The 18745-nt window shown below is 61.4% G+C and carries 15 protein-coding genes; 12 read left to right on the forward strand and 3 right to left on the reverse strand.

The window, feature by feature from the left end:
* Positions 1-244: 244 nt before the first annotated feature.
* Entirely contained in the window at positions 245-1312 is a 1068-nt protein-coding gene (locus NCR98_RS07195; RefSeq protein ID WP_250525858.1) for a glycosyltransferase family 4 protein, read from the forward strand.
* A gap of 125 nt (positions 1313-1437) precedes the next feature.
* On the opposite strand, the gene NCR98_RS07200 is transcribed toward NCR98_RS07195, so the two are convergent.
* From NCR98_RS07200 to NCR98_RS07210, 3 genes are all read right to left on the reverse strand, one after another.
* Complete coding sequence (locus NCR98_RS07200) at positions 1438-2028, reverse strand: BPSL1445 family SYLF domain-containing lipoprotein (protein WP_244827890.1); 591 nt, start codon at positions 2026-2028, stop codon at positions 1438-1440.
* Between the two features lie 401 nt (positions 2029-2429).
* Positions 2430-2912, reverse strand: a complete 483-nt coding sequence (locus NCR98_RS07205) for a hypothetical protein (protein ID WP_250464863.1) — start codon at positions 2910-2912, stop codon at positions 2430-2432.
* 214 nt (positions 2913-3126) lie between these two features.
* Positions 3127-3429, reverse strand: a complete 303-nt coding sequence (locus NCR98_RS07210) for a PsiF family protein (protein ID WP_244827888.1) — start codon at positions 3427-3429, stop codon at positions 3127-3129.
* A 309-nt stretch (positions 3430-3738) separates the two neighbouring features.
* Here NCR98_RS07210 and NCR98_RS07215 point away from each other — a divergent pair, with 309 nt between their 5' ends.
* The 11 genes from NCR98_RS07215 to NCR98_RS07265 all read left to right on the forward strand — a co-directional run bounded on the left by NCR98_RS07215 (position 3739) and on the right by NCR98_RS07265 (position 18686).
* Positions 3739-4020 (forward strand): hypothetical protein, encoded by a 282-nt coding sequence (locus NCR98_RS07215; RefSeq protein ID WP_244827887.1) that lies wholly within the window; start codon positions 3739-3741, stop codon positions 4018-4020.
* Positions 4021-4305: 285 nt separating this feature from the next.
* A complete protein-coding gene (locus NCR98_RS07220; RefSeq protein ID WP_244827886.1) occupies positions 4306-5268 on the forward strand; it encodes a sugar ABC transporter substrate-binding protein in 963 nt (320 codons plus the stop codon).
* A gap of 289 nt (positions 5269-5557) precedes the next feature.
* Positions 5558-7147, forward strand: coding sequence for a sugar ABC transporter ATP-binding protein (locus NCR98_RS07225; RefSeq protein WP_244827885.1), 1590 nt, complete (start codon positions 5558-5560; stop codon positions 7145-7147).
* Positions 7148-8146, forward strand: coding sequence for an ABC transporter permease (locus NCR98_RS07230; protein WP_244827884.1), 999 nt, complete (start codon positions 7148-7150; stop codon positions 8144-8146).
* A gap of 235 nt (positions 8147-8381) precedes the next feature.
* Positions 8382-9401, forward strand: a complete 1020-nt coding sequence (locus tag NCR98_RS07235) for a LacI family DNA-binding transcriptional regulator (RefSeq protein WP_244827883.1) — start codon at positions 8382-8384, stop codon at positions 9399-9401.
* 26 nt (positions 9402-9427) lie between these two features.
* Complete coding sequence (gene rbsK / locus NCR98_RS07240; protein ID WP_250525859.1) at positions 9428-10375, forward strand: ribokinase; 948 nt, start codon at positions 9428-9430, stop codon at positions 10373-10375.
* Positions 10376-10582: 207 nt separating this feature from the next.
* On the forward strand, positions 10583-12295 hold the full coding sequence (locus NCR98_RS07245; protein WP_250525860.1) for a methyl-accepting chemotaxis protein: 1713 nt from the start codon (positions 10583-10585) through the stop codon (positions 12293-12295).
* 152 nt (positions 12296-12447) lie between these two features.
* The gene (locus NCR98_RS07250; RefSeq protein ID WP_250525861.1) at positions 12448-13209 is read left to right on the forward strand and encodes a hydratase; all 762 of its coding nucleotides are present in this window, start codon (positions 12448-12450) and stop codon (positions 13207-13209) included.
* A 428-nt stretch (positions 13210-13637) separates the two neighbouring features.
* Positions 13638-15560 (forward strand): PrkA family serine protein kinase, encoded by a 1923-nt coding sequence (locus tag NCR98_RS07255; protein WP_244827879.1) that lies wholly within the window; start codon positions 13638-13640, stop codon positions 15558-15560.
* Positions 15561-15741: 181 nt separating this feature from the next.
* Entirely contained in the window at positions 15742-17007 is a 1266-nt protein-coding gene (locus tag NCR98_RS07260; protein WP_244827878.1) for a YeaH/YhbH family protein, read from the forward strand.
* Between the two features lie 155 nt (positions 17008-17162).
* Positions 17163-18686, forward strand: a complete 1524-nt coding sequence (locus tag NCR98_RS07265) for a SpoVR family protein (protein ID WP_250492406.1) — start codon at positions 17163-17165, stop codon at positions 18684-18686.
* Positions 18687-18745 lie beyond the last annotated feature (59 nt).

The following is an 18745-nucleotide window of genomic DNA, read 5'->3' on the forward strand; positions in this document are numbered from 1 at the left end:
TAACGCATGAGCCATCGATAATGACATCACGTGCCAAACCAGCGCGCAAAACGAGCGCGCCGTCGCCTAGGGCAAACCTCGTTATCCAGACCTTACGGCCTACTGTCATACTCGACACACGTTCAGGCGACTTGCCCGAACGTTTAGGGAACTTGGCGCGACCTTTTCGCATGACGCGAGAACGAGCACTGCAGCGCTGACGCCGGCCGGCACGAAGTTCACGGCCGACAGGGAGACGAGAACGATGAGAATTGCCCAGATTGCCCCGTTGACGGAATCGGTGCCGCCCAAGTTGTACGGCGGAACGGAGCGCGTCGTCTCGTATCTGACCGAGGCGCTCGTCGAGCTCGGTCACGAAGTCACGCTTTTCGCCACCGGCGACTCGCAAACGAAGGCGAATCTCGAAGCCGTCTGGCCGCGCGCGTTGCGTCTGGACCCGGCCATTCGCGACCGCATCGCGCCGCACATGCTGCTGCTGGAAATGGTGCGCCGCCGCGCGGAAGATTTCGATGTCCTGCATTTCCACATGGACTACTACTCGTTCTCGCTGTTCAAGCGCCAGGACACGCCGTTTCTCACGACCATGCATGGCCGGCTCGATCTGCCCGAGCAGCAGCCGGTTTTCGATACTTTCAACACCGCGCCGGTGGTGTCCATCTCCGATGCGCAGCGTCATCCGCTGCCGCAGGCGAAGTGGGTGACGACGGTTTATCACGCGTTGCCGGAAAAGCTCTACGAACCGCAACCGGTCAAGCAAGAATATCTCGCATTTCTCGGGCGCATTTCGCCGGAGAAACGCGTGGATACGGCCATTCGCATTGCCGGGCGTTGTGGCTTGAAGATCAAGATCGCCGCCAAGGTGGACGCGGCGGACCACGAATACTTCGAACGTGAGATCGCGCCGCTTTTCAAGTTGCCGTACGTGGAATATATCGGCGAGATCAACGACAATCAGAAGGCCGAGTTCTTATCGGGCGCACATGCCTTGCTTTTTCCGATCGACTGGCCGGAGCCATTCGGTCTGGCGATGATCGAGTCGATGGCGTGCGGCACGCCTGTCATCGCGTTCAATCGCGGCGCCGTGCCAGAAGTGGTGGACGAGGGCGTCTCGGGGTTCATCGTCGAAGACGAGATCGGTGCGGTCGCCGCCGTGAATCGGCTGCATACGCTGTCGCGCGAAGGCGTGCGCAAGCGTTTCGAGGAGCGCTTCACCGCGCACCGGATGGCGCGACAGTATATCGATGCGTATCAGTCCGTCGTGCGCGCGCAGAAGCGCTCGCGCTTCAAGCTGATCGATCGCGCGACGACTTAAGTCCGCAACTCGAAAGCACAAAAAAACCGCTGTGGGCCGCGACCATCAGGTCGCGACACACAGCGGTCATGCTTTGTCGACGCCAAAAGCAGCAAAACGCGCGGCCAGGCCGCGCGAGCACGCTTTTACATCTTCAGGCGCGTCACCTTCGTGCCTGCCAGCGATACGTCGGCCATCAAGCCGGCGTTGGTCAGCACGAACGCCTCGACCGGGCTGGTGGCTGTGTTCGTATCCACCGCGCCGTTTGCGCCCATCTTCACGAGTGCCACGGATGCATCCGCGCCGGCAGACCAGCCGTCCGAATTGCGGAATTTGTCGAGCGCGTCTTGCGTCATGAACAGGAAGATCAGCGACTTCGACTGCGCGCCTGCCTGCAAGCCGAACGAGCCGGAGGTCGTGCTGTAGTAGCCGACAGTGCCGCCGCCCACGCGCAGTGACCCCTTGCCGTATTGCGCGCCGACGATGAAGCCAGCCTGAATGACGGACGGGAACACCAGAATGCCGCGCGACTTGGCGACCAGTTCGCGCGAACCGGCGACGGTCGAATAGAGGCGCTGGATTGCGCTGTCGACGTCCGCGTCGATGGAGCGGCGGTCGTCAGCGGTGCCTGCGGCCTTTTCCTGACCCGTGTTGGAATTGGTCGTACATCCCGCCAGCGTGAGGCCGCCAAGTGCCAGCACAGCCGTCGACTTGAGCATGAAGTTTCGTCTTTGCATCGTTGTTCTCCATCGTGGAATTTGGGAAACCCCATTAGATCGGGAGGGTGAGGTTCGCCAAGTTATAGCACAGCACTGTGCAACCACCAGACCCCGCCGGATGACCCGAAAAATTGCTTCGAACCAACCCGCGCGCAGTGCCGCCGCTCCCTTCGGTAACTTTGACTTGGCAAGCTTACTCCCAATCTGTCACTGATATCGTTGTTGCGTAGCTACACGACTAAAACCTTCGTCATGCGATACAGCGCAACGCTCACCCGGAAACCGCTCGATTGGAAAGACCTGACAGCGCGTTTTCGCCCGAACCGTTTCCGTATGGCTTGCATTTATTTCACCGCACGGCCGTCGATGTTACGCCGCGGCCGCTGTCACCAGTAGCAACGACCGTTCCCGACCCGGCTTCAAGGGTGACTTGTCGTTTTTACTTTGGACGCGGGCGCGGCTGCCGAAGCGTTTTGCTCGCCTGGCGTGCGCCGTAGCAGTCGTCGAATGATGCCGATTACCATGCCGAGCACGAACAAAAATGCAGCAGGAACGACCCAGTAGCCGACGAACGCGTGCCAGAGATAACCCGCGAGCGTGGATTTGCGATGATCGTATTCGTCGAGCGCTTCCTGATGCTTGCCCGCATTAGCGCTGAGGATGTCGGCGGGACAGCCGGCGGCCCGCGCTTCGTCGGGCGCGCCATGACAGCGGGCCGCGGCGCCCGATGCGCGTTGGGCATCGGTCAGTTCCCACGTGGATAGCGACTTTTGCAGATCGACCGTGTTGTAGGCCATTTCGTCGCGTACTTCGTTGACCGCGACGATCATCACCGGCACGAGCCAGAAGGTGATCGTGACGAGCCACCGCCTGAACCAGCGGTTCTTGTGTCTCCATGCCATCTATTGCCTCCGTGCGAGGCATGACGCCCCGCTAGACGAGCGGCGGCCGATGGCGTGTTTCTTCGAATATTGGGGGGCCGCCTTCGCGCCATCTTAGGAGAAAAAGACGACGGTGCGAATCATTTGCTTGGGTGCAGTGCAATATCCCCAGGCAGCAAGTGGCGAAGGATGGGCGCCGCGCGATGGCGCGCGGCGCATTACGCAATGCCGGCAATCAGCCTTTGTTGCTGAGGCAGCTCTTCATGAACGCCTTGCGGTCGTCGCCCTTCTTGCCGGATGCCTGACCATTGCACGCGGTCATCTTCTCTTGCTGGGTCATGGGCGCGGCGGCGGGCGCCGACGACGACAGACAACTCTTCATGAACGCCTTGCGCTCATCGCCTTTCTTGTCGGCTGCCTGCTTGTTGCAGTCGGTCATCTTCGATTGCTGGCTGTTGGCGGCGAACGCCGGGCTCGCGCTGATCGTGAGGCTGGAAACAGCGATGACTGCTGCAAGGGCGGTGGCTCGAATGATCATGTGACGCTCCCTGATTTGAATGAAGTTTGTTCTTTGGACGACGAATGCCGGATGCGCTCCTGACAAGCACGCGCCATCCGCCCGTGCATTATGGCAAACCGAATATCACTGATGTGTGGCATCGGGTGAAATCGGGAGACGAGAGGGAATACGCCTTGCAAACGGCTTTCGCGATAAGGCAAAAGAGCGCGCGTATGCAGCTCGCTGTAAGACCGGCATGTTCATGGACGCCTCGAGAGTTTTTAGTGCAGCATTCAGAAAAGGCGGCTGTCCTACCCACGGCCGCCACCAACGACAAGGAGCACGCGCATGTCCACTCCGCTATCCGATCACTACAAGGGTTTCGAAATCAAGGTGCAGGCTTTGCGGCGCGCGAAGGAGCGTGACGAACCCGACGACGGTCCGCGCCATTTCGATATCGTCACGACGATATCCCGCAGCGCGCACGGCGACAGCGGCCGCACCGCGATGTTCGGCGTGCCCGATCAGGAACCTTTCGAAAGCCCGATCGACGCGGTGCGCGCGGGCATCGACTACGCGCGCAAGATCATCGACAACGAGATCGAAGGCGAGTCGGTGGAAGACCTTTGAAACCCTTGACCGCAAGCACATTGCATCCGCCAACGGCCGCGGCTGGCGGCTTTCTTCTTGCGAATGCGGTCGAGCCATCATTTCGGCGCATGTTCAAAGCGCCCACTACACGTTAGCCCGATTGACCCGACGCCGCTTCGCAACGAGAATCGACGGCGGGCAAACGTTGAACAGCGTTCAAAGCAGCGACTGGACATTCGCGTTTGCCAACGCTCGTCAGGCTATGAGATTGACCAGAATCAGTTTCGCCCAGACAACTCAAAACGAAAGTACTGGAGGAGATCCATGAATCGAAACATCCGCCGCCGCGTGCTGTCGGCCGCCGTCGCGCTGATCGCGTGCTCCGCGCTGCCGTTCGCATCGTCGTCCGTCTTTGCGCAGACGCCGGCCAAGCCGAAGGTCGCGCTCGTCATGAAGTCGCTCGCCAACGAGTTCTTCCTGACCATGGAAAACGGCGCGAAGGATTATCAGCAACACAACTCCGGCCAGTTCGATCTCATCACCAACGGCATCAAGGACGAAACCGATACCGCCGCGCAGATTCGCATCGTCGAGCAGATGATCGTCTCCAAGGTCGACGCGCTCATCATCGCGCCGGCGGATTCGAAGGCGCTCGTGCCGGTGATCAAGAAGGCGGCGGATGCGGGCATCATCGTCGTCAATATCGACAACCGGCTGGACCCGGACGTGTTGAAGTCGAAGAATCTGAACGTGCCGTTCGTCGGCCCGGACAACCGCAAGGGCGCGAAGAAGGTCGGCGACTATCTGGCCAAGCATCTGAAGAAGGGCGATGAAGTGGCGATCGTCGAAGGCGTGACCACGACGACCAACTCGCAGGCGCGCAGCGCCGGCTTCAAGGACGCGATGGAAGGTGGCGGCATGAAGGTCGTCGCGCTGCAGTCGGGCGACTGGGAAATCGACAAGGGCAACGCGGTCGCCTCGCAGATCCTGAACGCGAACCCGAACGTGAAGGCGCTCCTGTGCGATAACGACAACATGGCGATCGGCGCGGTGTCGGCGGTGCGCGCAGCGGGCAAGGCGGGCAAGGTGCAGGTGGTCGGCTTCGACAACATCACGGCCATCAAGCCGATGTTGAAGGACGGCCGTGTGCTCGCCACCGCCGATCAATACGCCGCAAAACAGGCGGTGTTCGGGATCGACGTGGCGCTGAAGGCGATTTCCGGCAAGAAAAAGCAGTCGGAGCTGTCGACGGTCGTGGAAACGCCGGTCGAACTGATCACGAAGTAGGCATGACATGACGAGCTGCTGCCTGTCGTCGCACGCGGCGATGCAGCACTCAGCTCCGCCCGCCGGAACACGGAGCGGGCGCAAACCTTCACTTCGGCATGAATGCGCGAGCTTCGGTCCATTCAAGTTTCGCGGCTTTCATGCCGATAAAGCACGAACGAGCGCGTTTGAACGTCGACGTAGGCTCTTGCCTGCGCGACGCTTTGCGCCAAGCCGTCGGGCCCCAAGCGGAACACACAGCGAGGATGCGTAGCCAATTTCATGGCGCCCCTTTCGAGGAGCGAACGACGTGAACGATGCCAGCGTGCTGACAGTCAGCGGCGTCGGCAAGACCTATGTCGAGCCGGTGCTCGCGGACGTCACGCTCGACCTCGTGCCGGGCGAAGCGCTCGCGCTGACGGGCGAGAACGGCGCGGGCAAGAGCACCTTGTCGAAGATCATCGGCGGCCTGGTGAACCCCACGGCCGGCACGATGACGCTCGCCGGCAAGCCGTACACGCCGCAAAGCCGCACCGAGGCCGAAGCGCTCGGCGTGCGCATGGTCATGCAGGAGCTGAATCTGCTTTCGACTTTGTCGATTGCGGAAAACCTGTTCCTCAACCGCCTGCCGAAAAAAGGCGGCTTCGGCTGGATCGACCGCAAGAAGCTCGCTGAAGATGCGCGCCACGCAATGGCGCAAGTCGGGCTCGACGCCATCGACCCGGACACGCTCGTGGGTGCGCTCGGCATCGGGCATCAGCAAATGGTGGAGATCGCGCGCAACCTGATCGGCGATTGCCGCGTGCTGATCCTCGATGAACCGACCGCCATGCTCACCGCGCGCGAAGTCGATTTGCTGTTCGAGCAGATCGACCGCCTGAAAGCGCGCGGCGTCGCGCTCGTGTACATCTCGCACCGGCTAGAGGAATTGCGCCGCGTTGCCGAGCGCGCGGCCGTGCTGCGCGACGGGCGTCTCGTGCATCTCGGACCAATGGCCGAACTGTCGAGCGATCGGCTCGTCACGCTGATGGTCGGACGTGAACTCGGCGAGCGTATCGACCTGGGCGAGAGAAGAATCGGCGGCGTGGCGCTGAAGGTCGCCGGCATGACGCGCGGCAGCGTGGTGCGCGACGTCTCCTTCGAAGTGAAGGCGGGCGAGATTTTTGGGGTGAGCGGGCTGATCGGCGCGGGCCGCACCGAGCTCATGCGCCTGATTTACGGCGCGGATCGCGCGGATTCCGGCACGGTCTCGATTGCGCACGGCGGGCAGGCGTTGCGGCCCGTTGCCGTGAATTCGCCGTCGGATGCGGTGAAGCACGGCATCGCGCTCATCACGGAGGACCGCAAGGGCGAGGGCCTGCTGCTTGGCTTGCCTATCGCCGCGAACGTTTCACTGGGTAATCTCGACGCGGTGTCGCGTCACGGCGTGATCGACACGAAGCGCGAAGCCGCGCTCGCGCAGACGCAGATCGACGCCATGCGTATCCGCACATCCGGGCCGGCGCAGGCCGTCTCGGAACTGTCGGGCGGCAATCAGCAGAAAGTGGTGATCGGCCGCTGGCTCGCCCGCGACTGCACCGTGCTCCTGTTCGACGAACCGACGCGCGGCATCGACGTGGGCGCGAAGTTCGATATCTACGGGCTCATGGGCGCACTGGCGCGCGAAGGACGCGCGCTCGTGGTCGTGTCGAGCGATCTGCGCGAACTCATGCTGATTTGCGACCGTATCGGCGTGATGTCGGCGGGACGGATGACGGGCGTGTTCGAGCGCGCCAACTGGACGCAGGATGCGCTGCTTGCCGCAGCCTTCGCGGGCTATGCGAAACGCGAAGCCATGCTGCACGAGCCGCTCGCGCCGGACGCGAAGCCGCCCGAACAAGACCAAAAAGTGGAGCACTGAATGACCGGTCAGACTCAAGCCAATCTGCCAGCCGATGCGCCGAAGAGTCCGAAGGGCATCGGCACGCGGCTTGGGTTTTCGAATTACCTCGGTCTCGTCGGCGCGCTCGCCGCGATGATCGCGCTGTTTTCGGTGTTGAGTTCGCACTTCCTCACCTACGAGACGTTCAGCACCATCGCCAACCAGATTCCGGATTTGGTCGTGATGTCGGTCGGCATGACCTTCGTGCTGATCATCGCGGGAATCGACTTGTCGGTGGGGTCGGTCCTGGCGCTCGGCGCATCGGTCGTGAGCGTCGCCGCGTTGAAGTGGCATTGGCCCGCGTTGCCGTCCGCGCTGATGGGCATGGCCGCCGCCGCGCTGACGGGCACGCTGACCGGGCTCGTGACGGTGGCGTGGCGCATTCCGTCGTTCATCGTGTCGCTCGGCGTGCTGGAAGCGGCGCGCGGCGTCGCCTACCAGATGACCAATTCGCGAACCGCGTATATCGGCGACGCCTTCGATTTTCTGTCGAATCCGATCGCTTTCGGCATCTCGCCGTCGTTCGTGATCGCGGTTGCCGTGATGATAATTGCGCACCTGGTCTTGACTCGGACGGTTTTTGGCCGATATCTCGTAGGAATAGGCACGAACGAGGAAGCCGTGCGGCTTGCGGGCGTAAATCCGCGTCCTTACAAGGTAATCGTTTTCGCGTTGATGGGCGCGCTCTCCGGGCTCGCCGCGCTATTTCAGATTTCGCGCCTCGAAGCCGCCGACCCTAACGGCGGCGCGGGGCTGGAGTTGCAGGTGATCGCGGCGGTGGTGATCGGCGGAACGAGTCTGATGGGCGGGCGCGGCTCGGTCATCAGCACGTTCTTCGGGGTCTTGATCATTTCCGTGCTGGCGGCGGGGCTCGCGCAGATCGGCGCGAACGAACCGACCAAGCGCATCATCACCGGGGCGGTGATCGTGGTGGCGGTCGTGCTCGACACGTATCGCAGCCGGCGTAAGCGGGCTTGACGGGGAGCGCCAGGCGAATTCGACCAAGGAGCAAAGGGTAAGGCAGTACGGCGCGCACGGGGCGCGCCGGGATGACAGGCAGCATGCAGCAAAGACCAGGGCGATCGGGGAAGCGGCAGCATTACGCCGTAGCTGACGGGAACAGCGAAACCAAAAAGCGCACGCGAGGCCAGTGCGCACCGAACGCCTATTTCAAATAAGAGAGCAGCAGCACAAAGATAGCGAAGGACGATGTATGGCGACGATAAAAGACGTGGCAGCCATTGCCGGGGTGTCGTTTACGACGGTGTCCCATGTGGTCAACAATTCGAGGCCGGTATCGGCCGATGTCAGGGCGAAGGTAGAACGGGCAATTCGTGAACTCGATTACGTGCCCTCGGCCGTCGCGCGTTCGCTGAAGGCGAAGTCCACCGCGACCATCGGCCTCTTGGTGCCGAACGCGACGAACCCTTATTTCGCGGAACTCGCGCGCGGCGTCGAGGACGGCTGCGCGAAGAACGGCTATTGCGTATTCTTCTGCAATTCGGACGACGATCCCGCGAAGCAGCGCCACTACCTGCGCGTGCTGCAGGAAAAGCGCATCGACGGGCTGGTCATTGCATCGGCGGGTGAGGATTCGGTGCTCGCGCACAGCCTTTCTGGATCGCGCGAACCGCTCGTGATCGTTGACCGGAATATCGAAGGCGTCACGGCCGATCTCGTGCAGATCGACCACGAGAAGGGCGCGTATCTCGCCACGCGGCATCTGCTGCAACTCGGGCATTCGGAGATCGGCTGCATTACCGGGCCGGTCGCGACGGCGGTGAGCGCTATGCGTCTGCATGGCTTCATTCGCGCGATGGCCGAACGCGGTATCGAGATCGAGCCGAACGCGATCGTGCAGAGCGATTTCTCGGCGACGGGCGGTTACGCGGCAGCATCGCAACTGTTCGACTCGATGAAGCCGACGGCCATTTTCGCGTGCAACGACATGATGGGCATCGGTGCATTGCGGGCGGCCGCGGAACGCCATATCAACGTGCCGACGGATTGCTCGATCATCGGTTTCGACGATGTCGAACTCTCGCGGTACACGTATCCCGCGCTTTCTACCGTCGGACAGTCGGTGCGCGCGCTCGGCGAAATGGCCGCGCAAACGCTGATCGAGCGGATCACCGGCAAGCTCGCGGGCAATACGCGGCGGCGCGTCGTGGCGCCGCGTCTCGTGCGGCGCGAATCGACGGCGGTCGTGCACGAGGCGCGACGCGCCGGATAGACGTTGGAAGCAACACAAGGAGCGTAATGAGCGACAAGTCAATAGCCAAGCAAGGCCGCGTCACCGTGGTCGGCAGTCTGAACATGGATCTGGTCGCACGCGCGCCGCGTTTGCCGAAACCCGGCGAGACGCTCGCAGGCCACGCGTTCGCGCAAGTGCCGGGCGGCAAGGGCGGTAATCAGGCGGTGGCGGCGGCGCGCCTGGGCGCGGAGGTCGCGATGATCGGCTGCGTCGGCGACGACAGCAACGGTGCGACGCTCAAGACGAGTCTCGAGGCGGAAGGCATCGACTGCGCCACGGTGGCTCTCAGCACCGACGCGCCGACGGGTGTCGCGCTCATCATCGTCGACGATGCGAGCCAGAACGCCATCGTGATCGTGGCGGGCAGCAACGCGCAGGTGACGCCCGAGAGCATCGCGTCTCAAGAGGCGCTTCTTGCGCGCGCCGACGTAATCGTTTGCCAGCTGGAAACGCCGCCGGACACGGTGCGCGCGGCGCTTGCCGCCGGCCGGCGTCTGCAGCGCACGACCATCCTCAACCCCGCGCCCGCCGCGAACGAGTTGCCGGCCGATTGGTTCGGCCTCGTCGATTATCTGATTCCGAACGAACTCGAAGCCGCGACGCTGTCGGGCATTGCCATTTCCACACCCGACGATGCGCGCCGCGCCGCGCACGCGCTCCGGCAAAAAGGCGCGCGCAACGTGATCGTGACGCTCGGTGGGCAGGGCGTCTTCGCGCTGCTCGAATCAGACGGTAATGGCGACGACGGCGGCCAGCACTTGCCTTCGCCGAAAGTGCAGGCTGTCGATACCACCGCGGCGGGCGATACCTTCATCGGCGGATTTGCCGCGGAACTCGCGCGCGGCTCGGCGGTGCTCGACGCCATTGGTTTCGGCCAGCGCGCCGCCGCGCTTGCGGTCACGCGTGAGGGCGCGCAGCCTTCGATTCCGCATCGCAGCGAAATTTCCGCATAAGTGTTCAGTTTCCGCTGAAAACCGGCGCGTAGCTTGCGCCGTTATTTTCGTCTGATGAAATAAATATCCTCAAGCCAGTCCCTTTCGCGCCGTTTACATAGTAAGCGAGCGCAGAAGCGCCGCTATGCGAATCGGTTGCGGCGACTCTCCGCGCGCGCCGGCCCTCACCTGGCTACGACCGCATTGACGAGCGGCATGGGACGACACATGAACAAGGCTTTGACCATCAAGGCGCGCATCGGCATCTCGATGGCGTTTCTCGGCGCGCTGCTGATCGCCATCGGGGCGCTCGGCCTCAGCGGCATGAATCACTCGAACACCGCGTTTCTCGATACCTACTCGAATCAGATGCCGAGCGCCATCGCCGTCGGCAACACCGAGATGTACGCCATGCGCGAACGGCTCGTGTTCGATCGCGGCGCGCTGCTCGCGGGCACGGCGGAAGTCGCGGCGACCATCGAGCGTTCACGCCTCATGCGCGAGCGCGCCGATGGCTTCTGGAAGCAATACACGGCGCTGCCGCAAGAGTCCGGCGAAGCGCGCCTCGCGGAAGCGGCGCAGGCCAAACGTCTCGAACTGCAGCGTGAGCTCGACAAGGGCCTCAAGGCCGTTGCCGCCAACGACCACGACGCGATCATCGCTTCCGCCAAGTCGATGCAGGCGATCTACAACGATTACGCCAACGCCAACGAAACGCTGCGCAAGTTTCTGTCCGAGTCCTCGCACAAGAGCTACGAAGACGCGCAGAGCCAGTTTCTGTGGTTCCGCGCGGTCGCGATGTCTGCCATCGCGCTCGGGCTGGCCGCGGCGGCGTTCGCGTGGGTTTCGCTCCGACGCGCCATCGCGCGCCCGCTCGAAGCCGCGCTCGGCCATTTCGAGGCGATTGCCGCGGGCGACCTGCGCCGTGAAGTCGTGGTCACTTCGCGCGACGAAATGGGGCAATTGCTCGAAGGACTCGCCAAGATGCGCGCAAGCCTTCTGACGACGGTTCGCACCGTGCGCTCGGGCAGCGAATCGATCGCGTCGGCCACGCAGCAGATCGCCGCCGGCAATACCGATTTGTCGTCGCGTACCGAGGAACAAGCATCCGCGTTGCAGGAAACCGCGTCGAGCATGGAAGAGCTGACCGGCACGGTCCGTCAGAACGCCGACAATGCGCGTCAGGCAAGCGCGCTCGCGGCCAACGCGTCGGAGATCGCGGGCAAGGGCAACACGGTCGTCAGGCAGGTCGTCGATACCATGGGCGAGATCAACCGCAGTTCGTCGAAGATCGCGGACATCATCACGATCATCGAGGGCATTGCGTTCCAGACCAACATTCTCGCGCTCAACGCAGCCGTGGAAGCGGCCCGCGCGGGCGAGGAAGGGCGCGGCTTCGCGGTGGTCGCGGGAGAAGTGCGCTCGCTTGCACAGCGTTCGTCGGCGGCGGCGAAGGAAATCAAGGAGTTGATCGATACCTCGGTGGCGCGCGTGCAGTCGGGCACCACGCTTGTGGATGAAGCGGGCCGCACGATGAACGAGATCATCGGCGCGGTGCAGCGCGTGACCGACATCATGGGCGAGATCGCGGCGGCGTCGGAGGAGCAGTCGAGTGGTATCGACCAAGTGTCGCTCGCGGTCACGCAGATGGACGAAGTGACGCAGCAGAATGCCGCGCTCGTCGAGGAAGCGGCGGCAGCGGCGCAATCGCTGGAAGATCAGGCGGGACGTTTGCGTCAGGCGGTTGCGGTGTTTCAGGTGAATGAGGGTTTCAGCGCGGATGCGCCTTTGGCTTCGGTTTCGGTGAGCGCAGCCAGGCGCGTTACGCGCAAGCCAGCGGCTGTGGCGGCAAGCAAGCGCCCCGTCCCCGTCAAGCCTTCGCAGGCAGCAAAGCCGGCTGCCACGCCGGCGGCTGCAAGCGGGGATTGGGAGACGTTTTGAGCCCGCTGCGGTAACGGAACTTCGCCGTCGCGCGCATGGCGGCGCCAAGTCTAAAGCCGGAGGTGCGAACGCAAGACGCACCTGTCGCCATCATCGAGCGCGTCCCCGTACACTGATGCCACCGCATCATCTTGCATACGAGGACCATCGACATGACCGGATCGACACTCGCCGCACAGCTCGTGGAAGCGCGCCGGCAGCATCGGAGCATCGAGACGCTTGCGCCGCGCGACATTCCCGTAGACGCGCCCACGGCCTATGCCATTCAGCACGAGACGCTGCGTGCGGCAAACGCGCGCATCGGCGCATGGAAGATCGGCGCCCGCGCGCCCGATGCGCTCGCCGCAGGCGCACCCATCGATGCAGACCTCGTGCATGTATCGCCTGCGCGGCTCGCGTTCGACTCGTTTTTTCACGTACTGGTGGAACTCGAAATAGCGTTTCGCTTCGCCTACGCGCTGCCGCCGCGTAGCGACCCTTACAGCCACGCCGAAGTCCTTGACGCACTGGACGGCATGGCCGTCGCACTCGAAATCGTCGATAGCCGCCTCGCGCAATGGCCCAACGTCGACCCACTCGCGCAACTTGCCGATTCGCAGAACAACGGCGCGCTCATCGTGAGCGGCATGGAGCCTTATGAGGTCGTATCGGCGGGCTTCGACTTCTTGTCGCCGCGTATCGAATTGACGCTCGATGGCCTGCCGATTGCTCCGGCCGCGCAAGGCAATCCAGCGGGCGATCCGCGCGTCTTGCTGCCGTGGCTCGTCAATCATTGTTCGCGCATGGGACTGACGGTCGAACCGTTCTGGACCATCACCACGGGTTCTTATACGGGCGCTTATCGCGTGGAAGGTCCCGCGATGGTGCATGGCGCGATCGACCGCATCGGCGAGCTCGAACTCGTTCTTACCTGACGCTTCGTGTCACGTCGCACCACGCGTTCATAGAGTCCACACGCCACGCGCGGTTATTGTCACGACAGCCGCGTAACCCGCGTTATTGCATCTGACATGCATGCGCGCACGTATGAGTCATGAGATGGAAACAACAGCGTGCGGCGCCCAACGATGCTGGCGGATGAAGGCAGGGTGAGAGTGACAAAAGCGCGGTCATGCGTACAGGCGGCGAGAACGCCGCGCAAGACCATGTGCAAAAGAGGAGATTGGGATGAGGATTGTAGGGCACCGAAAATAATTCGTGTAGCTAGCACTTCTTCTCAGATGGATAGCTTCGCAAGTGCGTGAAAAAAAATTCGAAAGGGTTTAGGATGAATTCAAGCGATGTCGTTTCGATTACGCGCGTTGCGCACGGCATAGCTTTCTGACTTCGGCGAGGAGGTAGCATGGATATCTACAGCAGTTTCGCGACCCGCTTCGAAAAAACCCGCGAGGAGGAATTCTCGCTCGAAGAGTATCTCGCGCTCTGCAAGGAAGATCCTGCCACATATGCAACAGCGGGCGAACGTATGTTGACGGCCATCGGGGAACCCGAGTTCGTCGACACGAGACTCGACCCGCGGCTTTCGCGTGTGTTTGCGAACAAGGTCATCAAGGTGTATCCGGCATTCCGTGAGTTCTACGGAATGGAGGAAGTGATCGAGAACGTCGTGTCGTATTTCCGGCACGCGGCGCAGGGTCTGGAAGAGAAGAAGCAGATCCTGTATCTGCTGGGTCCGGTGGGCGGCGGCAAGTCGTCGATCGCCGAACGTTTGAAGCAGCTTGCCGAGCGCGTCCCGTTTTACTCGATCAAGGGCTCGCCCGTCAACGAATCACCGCTTGGCCTCTTCGATTACGACGAAGATGGTCCCGTGCTTGAGGAGCAATACGGCATTCCGCGCCGCTATCTCAAGAGCATTTTGTCTCCGTGGGCCGTGAAGCGCCTGCACGAGTACAACGGCGACATCCGCAAGTTCCGCGTGGTGCGTCGTTATCCTTCCATTCTTCGTCAGATCGGCATTGCCAAGACCGAGCCTGGCGACGAGAACAATCAGGACATCTCCTCGCTCGTCGGCAAGGTGGATATCCGCAAGCTCGAAACCTATTCGCAAGACGACGCGGACGCATACAGCTATTCGGGTGGCCTGTGCCTCGCCAATCAGGGCATGCTCGAATTCGTCGAAATGTTCAAGGCGCCGATCAAGGTGTTGCACCCGTTGTTGACCGCTACGCAGGAAGGCAACTTCAAGGGCACGGAAGGCTTCGGCGCGATCCCTTTCGACGGCGTGATTCTCGCTCACTCGAACGAGTCGGAATGGAAGGCGTTTCGCAACAACAAGAACAACGAGGCACTGCTCGATCGTATTTTCGTCGTGAAGGTGCCGTATTGCCTGCGCTACGGCGAAGAGGTCAAGATCTACGAAAAGCTTCTACGCAACTCGTCGCTGGCCGAAGCGGTATGCGCGCCCGGCACGCTCAAGATGATGGCGCAGATGGCCGTGCTCACGCGTTTGGCTGAACCTGAAAACTCCAGCCTCTTTTCGAAGATGCAGGTGTACGACGGCGAGAACCTCAAGGACACGGACCCGAAGGCGAAGTCGTATCAGGAGTACCGCGACTTCGCCGGTGTGGACGAAGGCATGACAGGCGTGTCCACGCGCTTCGCGTTCAAGATCTTGTCGCGCGTCTTCAACTTCGACTCGTCGGAAGTCGCGGCGAATCCGGTGCATCTCATGTACGTGCTTGAACAGCAGATCGAGCGCGAGCAGTTTCCGCCGGAGACGGAGCAGAAGTATCTGTCATTCATCAAGGACGTGCTGGCTTCGCGCTACGCCGAATTCATCGGCAAGGAAATTCAGACTGCTTATCTGGAATCGTATTCGGAGTATGGACAGAACATCTTCGACCGTTACGTGACGTATGCCGACTTCTGGATTCAGGACCAGGAGTTCCGCGATCACGATACCGGTGAAAGTTTCGACCGTGCCTCGCTCAATGCGGAACTGGAAAAGATCGAAAAGCCGGCAGGCATCAGCAACCCGAAGGATTTCCGCAACGAGATCGTGAACTTCGTGTTGCGTGCGCGGGCGGCCAACGGCGGCAAGAACCCGGCGTGGATCAGTTATGAGAAGCTGCGGGTGGTGATCGAGAAGAAAATGTTCTCGAACACCGAAGAACTTCTGCCGGTCATATCGTTTAATGCGAAAGGTTCGGCCGAAGAGCAACGCAAGCATGAAGACTTCGTCAATCGCATGGTCGCGAAGGGCTATACGCCGAAGCAGGTCCGGCTGCTCTGCGACTGGTATCTGCGCGTGCGCAAGTCGTCGTAAGCAGGACGCATGCTGTAATGTAGGTCCGCGCCGCTCGGGACCGAAGTTTGCGCCGCAAGGTGTGACTTCCTGAGCGGCAAAGCGGGCACTTTGCGAGAGAGAGACGCTGGCATGCCCTTCGCGGCACGCCCAAGGCTCGCGCAGCGCCTCGCATCCTCGCCATCAACGCGGGAGACTGAATGTGCTGCACCAGATCATCGACCGCAGGTTAGCTGGTAAGAACAAGAGCATCGCCAATCGCGAGCGCTTTCTGCGACGCGTCAAGAACTACATTCGCCGCGCGGTTTCGGACGCGGTGCGCGATCGCAGCATCAAGGATATTCAGAGCACTCAGAGCATCACCATCCCCAAGAAGGATATCGCCGAGCCCTCGTTCCGTCATGGACCGGGCGGCAAGCGCGAGTATGTTCATCCGGGCAACGCCGACTATATTCGCGGCGACAAGATTCCGCGTCCGCAAGGCGGTTCGGGCGGCGGCGGCAAAAGCGCGAGCAACGAAGGCGAGGGCCAGGACGACTTCGTGTTCGAACTGTCGCGCGAAGAATTCATGCAGTACTTCTTCGACGATCTCGAACTGCCGCGTCTCGTGAAGACGCAACTGCTCGCGGTGCCCACGTGGAAGAACGTGCGTGCGGGCTGGGCGGCGGAAGGTACGCCGAACAACATCGACGTGGTGCGTTCGCTGAGAAGCGCGCTCGGGCGGCGTATCGCGCTCGGCATGCCGCTCACCGCGCAACTGCGCGAGATGGAACGTCAGCTCGAAGCACTCAAGAGCGATAACGCCGATCCCGAAGACATCGCGCGGTTGGAAGCGGACATTGTGATCCTGCAGGGCCGGATCACGCGTATCCCGTTCATCGACCCATTCGATCTGCGATATGTGAATCGCGTCAAGCAGCCCACGCCGTCGAGCAAGGCGGTCATGTTCTGTCTGATGGACGTTTCCGGCTCCATGGACGAGCAGCGCAAGGACTTGTCCAAGCGCTTCTTCATTCTCCTTTACCTGTTCCTGCAGCGGAACTACGAGAAAATCGAAGTGGTGTTCATCCGCCATCACACGCGAGCCGAGGAAGTGGACGAAGACACTTTCTTTCATTCGACCGAAAGCGGCGGCACCGTGGTGTCGAGCGCGCTCGAACTCATGAAGAAAATCATGGACGAGCGTTATTCGCCGACAGAATGGAACATTTACGGCGCGCAAGCATCGGACGGCGACAACTGGACCGACGATTCCCCCAAGTGCCGCAAGCTCCTTTCGGACGACATCCTGCCGAAGGTACGTTATTTCGCCTATATTCAAGTTGCGCCAGAAGAGCAAAATCTGTGGGTGGAATACGCGCAACTTGCGCTCGGCGCGCCTGAACTGGCCATGAAGAAGGTGGACTCCGCCGCGGACATCTACCCCGTATTCCGCGAACTCTTCGAAAAGCAACAGGCGGCTGCATGACGAAACGGAATGTGCAGAAGGAAGCGCAGAAGGCTCAACCGGATGGCACGGACGATCGTGCGGTTGCATCGACGTTGGAACTGGAAGAAGGGAAGGAAGCAGACAAGGAAGTAGTCGAAGACAAGGCGTCCGAGGAGACGCACAAGGAAGGCAGGATGAATGTTGCAGAAAAGCGGCCGCTGCCGTGCCCGTCCGACTGGACCGTCGAGATGATCGAGGAATACGACGCCGAGATATCGCGCGTCGCCAACCGATACGGGCTCGACGTCTATCCCATTCAGCTCGAAATCATCAGCGCCGAACAGATGATGGATGCTTATGCCTCCGTCGGCATGCCGGTGAATTATCGGCACTGGTCCTTCGGCAAGCACTTCTTGTCGACCGAGAAGAGCTATCGGCGCGGGCAGATGGGTCTCGCGTATGAGATCGTCATCAATTCGAACCCATGCATTGCGTACCTCATGGAAGAGAACACGATGACGATGCAGGCGCTCGTCATCGCGCACGCGGCGTACGGGCACAATTCCTTCTTCAAGGGCAATTACCTCTTTCGGCTTTGGACCGACGCGCACGCGATCATCGACTATCTCGTGTATGCGAAGAATTACATCGCCGAATGCGAGGAGCGCTTCGGGCTGGATCGCGTCGAGGAACTGCTCGATTCCTGCCATGCGCTGATGAATTACGGCGTCGATCGCTACAAGCGCCCGCAGAAACTTTCGCTTGCGAAGGAAGCCGCGATGCGGCGTGAACGCGAGCAATATCTGCAGTCGCAAGTCAACGAACTCTGGCGCACTTTGCCGAATCGCAAGGCACAGTCCGCCGAGGAAATCGAAAGCCGTTATCCGCCGGAGCCGCAAGAAAACTTGCTGTACTTCGCGGAAAAGAACGCGCCGCTGCTCGAACCGTGGGAGCGCGAAGTCATTCGTATCGTGCGCAAGGTCGGGCAGTATTTTTATCCGCAGCGGCAGACGCAGGTGATGAACGAAGGCTGGGCCACGTTCTGGCACTACACGCTGCTCAACACGCTCTATAACGAAGGCCGGCTCGAAGACGGCTTCATGATGGAGTTCCTGCATTCACACAGCAACGTGGTGTATCAGCCGCCTGTGACGAAGCCGTATTACAGCGGCATCAATCCGTACGCGCTCGGCTTTTCGATGATGAGCGACATTCGCCGCATTTGCGAAAACCCGACGGATGAAGATCGCGAGTGGTTCCCCGAACTCGCGGGCAGCGACTGGCTCGAATCGCTGCACTACGCCATGCGCAACTTCAAGGACGAAAGCTTCATCGCGCAGTATTTGTCGCCGCATCTGATCCGGGAAATGCGCCTCTTCTCGATTCTCGACGACGACATGCGCGATTCGCTCGAAGTCTCGGCCATTCACGACGGCAGCGGTTATCGCTATGTGCGGCAGGCGTTGTCGCGCCAATACGACATACATCATCGCGAGCCGAACATTCAGGTCTATTCGGTAAACACGCGCGGCGACCGCAGTCTCACGCTGCGCCACTTCATGACGGACAACCGGCATCTGTCGAACGACAGCGACGAAGTGCTCAAGCACATGGCGCGCTTGTGGCAGTTCGACGTTTATCTGGAGAGCGTCGATGAAAACGGCACGGTGAGAAAGCGCTTCGACTGTCGGTACACGCCGCCGAATCACGCGCGCTGATCGGTAGCTTTAAAGAAAAACGGCTCCTCGCGGAGCCGTTTTTTTCTTGTCCGAAGCAG

It is taken from the genome of Caballeronia sp. GAWG2-1 (assembly GCF_023631405.1).
Lineage (GTDB): Bacteria > Pseudomonadota > Gammaproteobacteria > Burkholderiales > Burkholderiaceae > Caballeronia.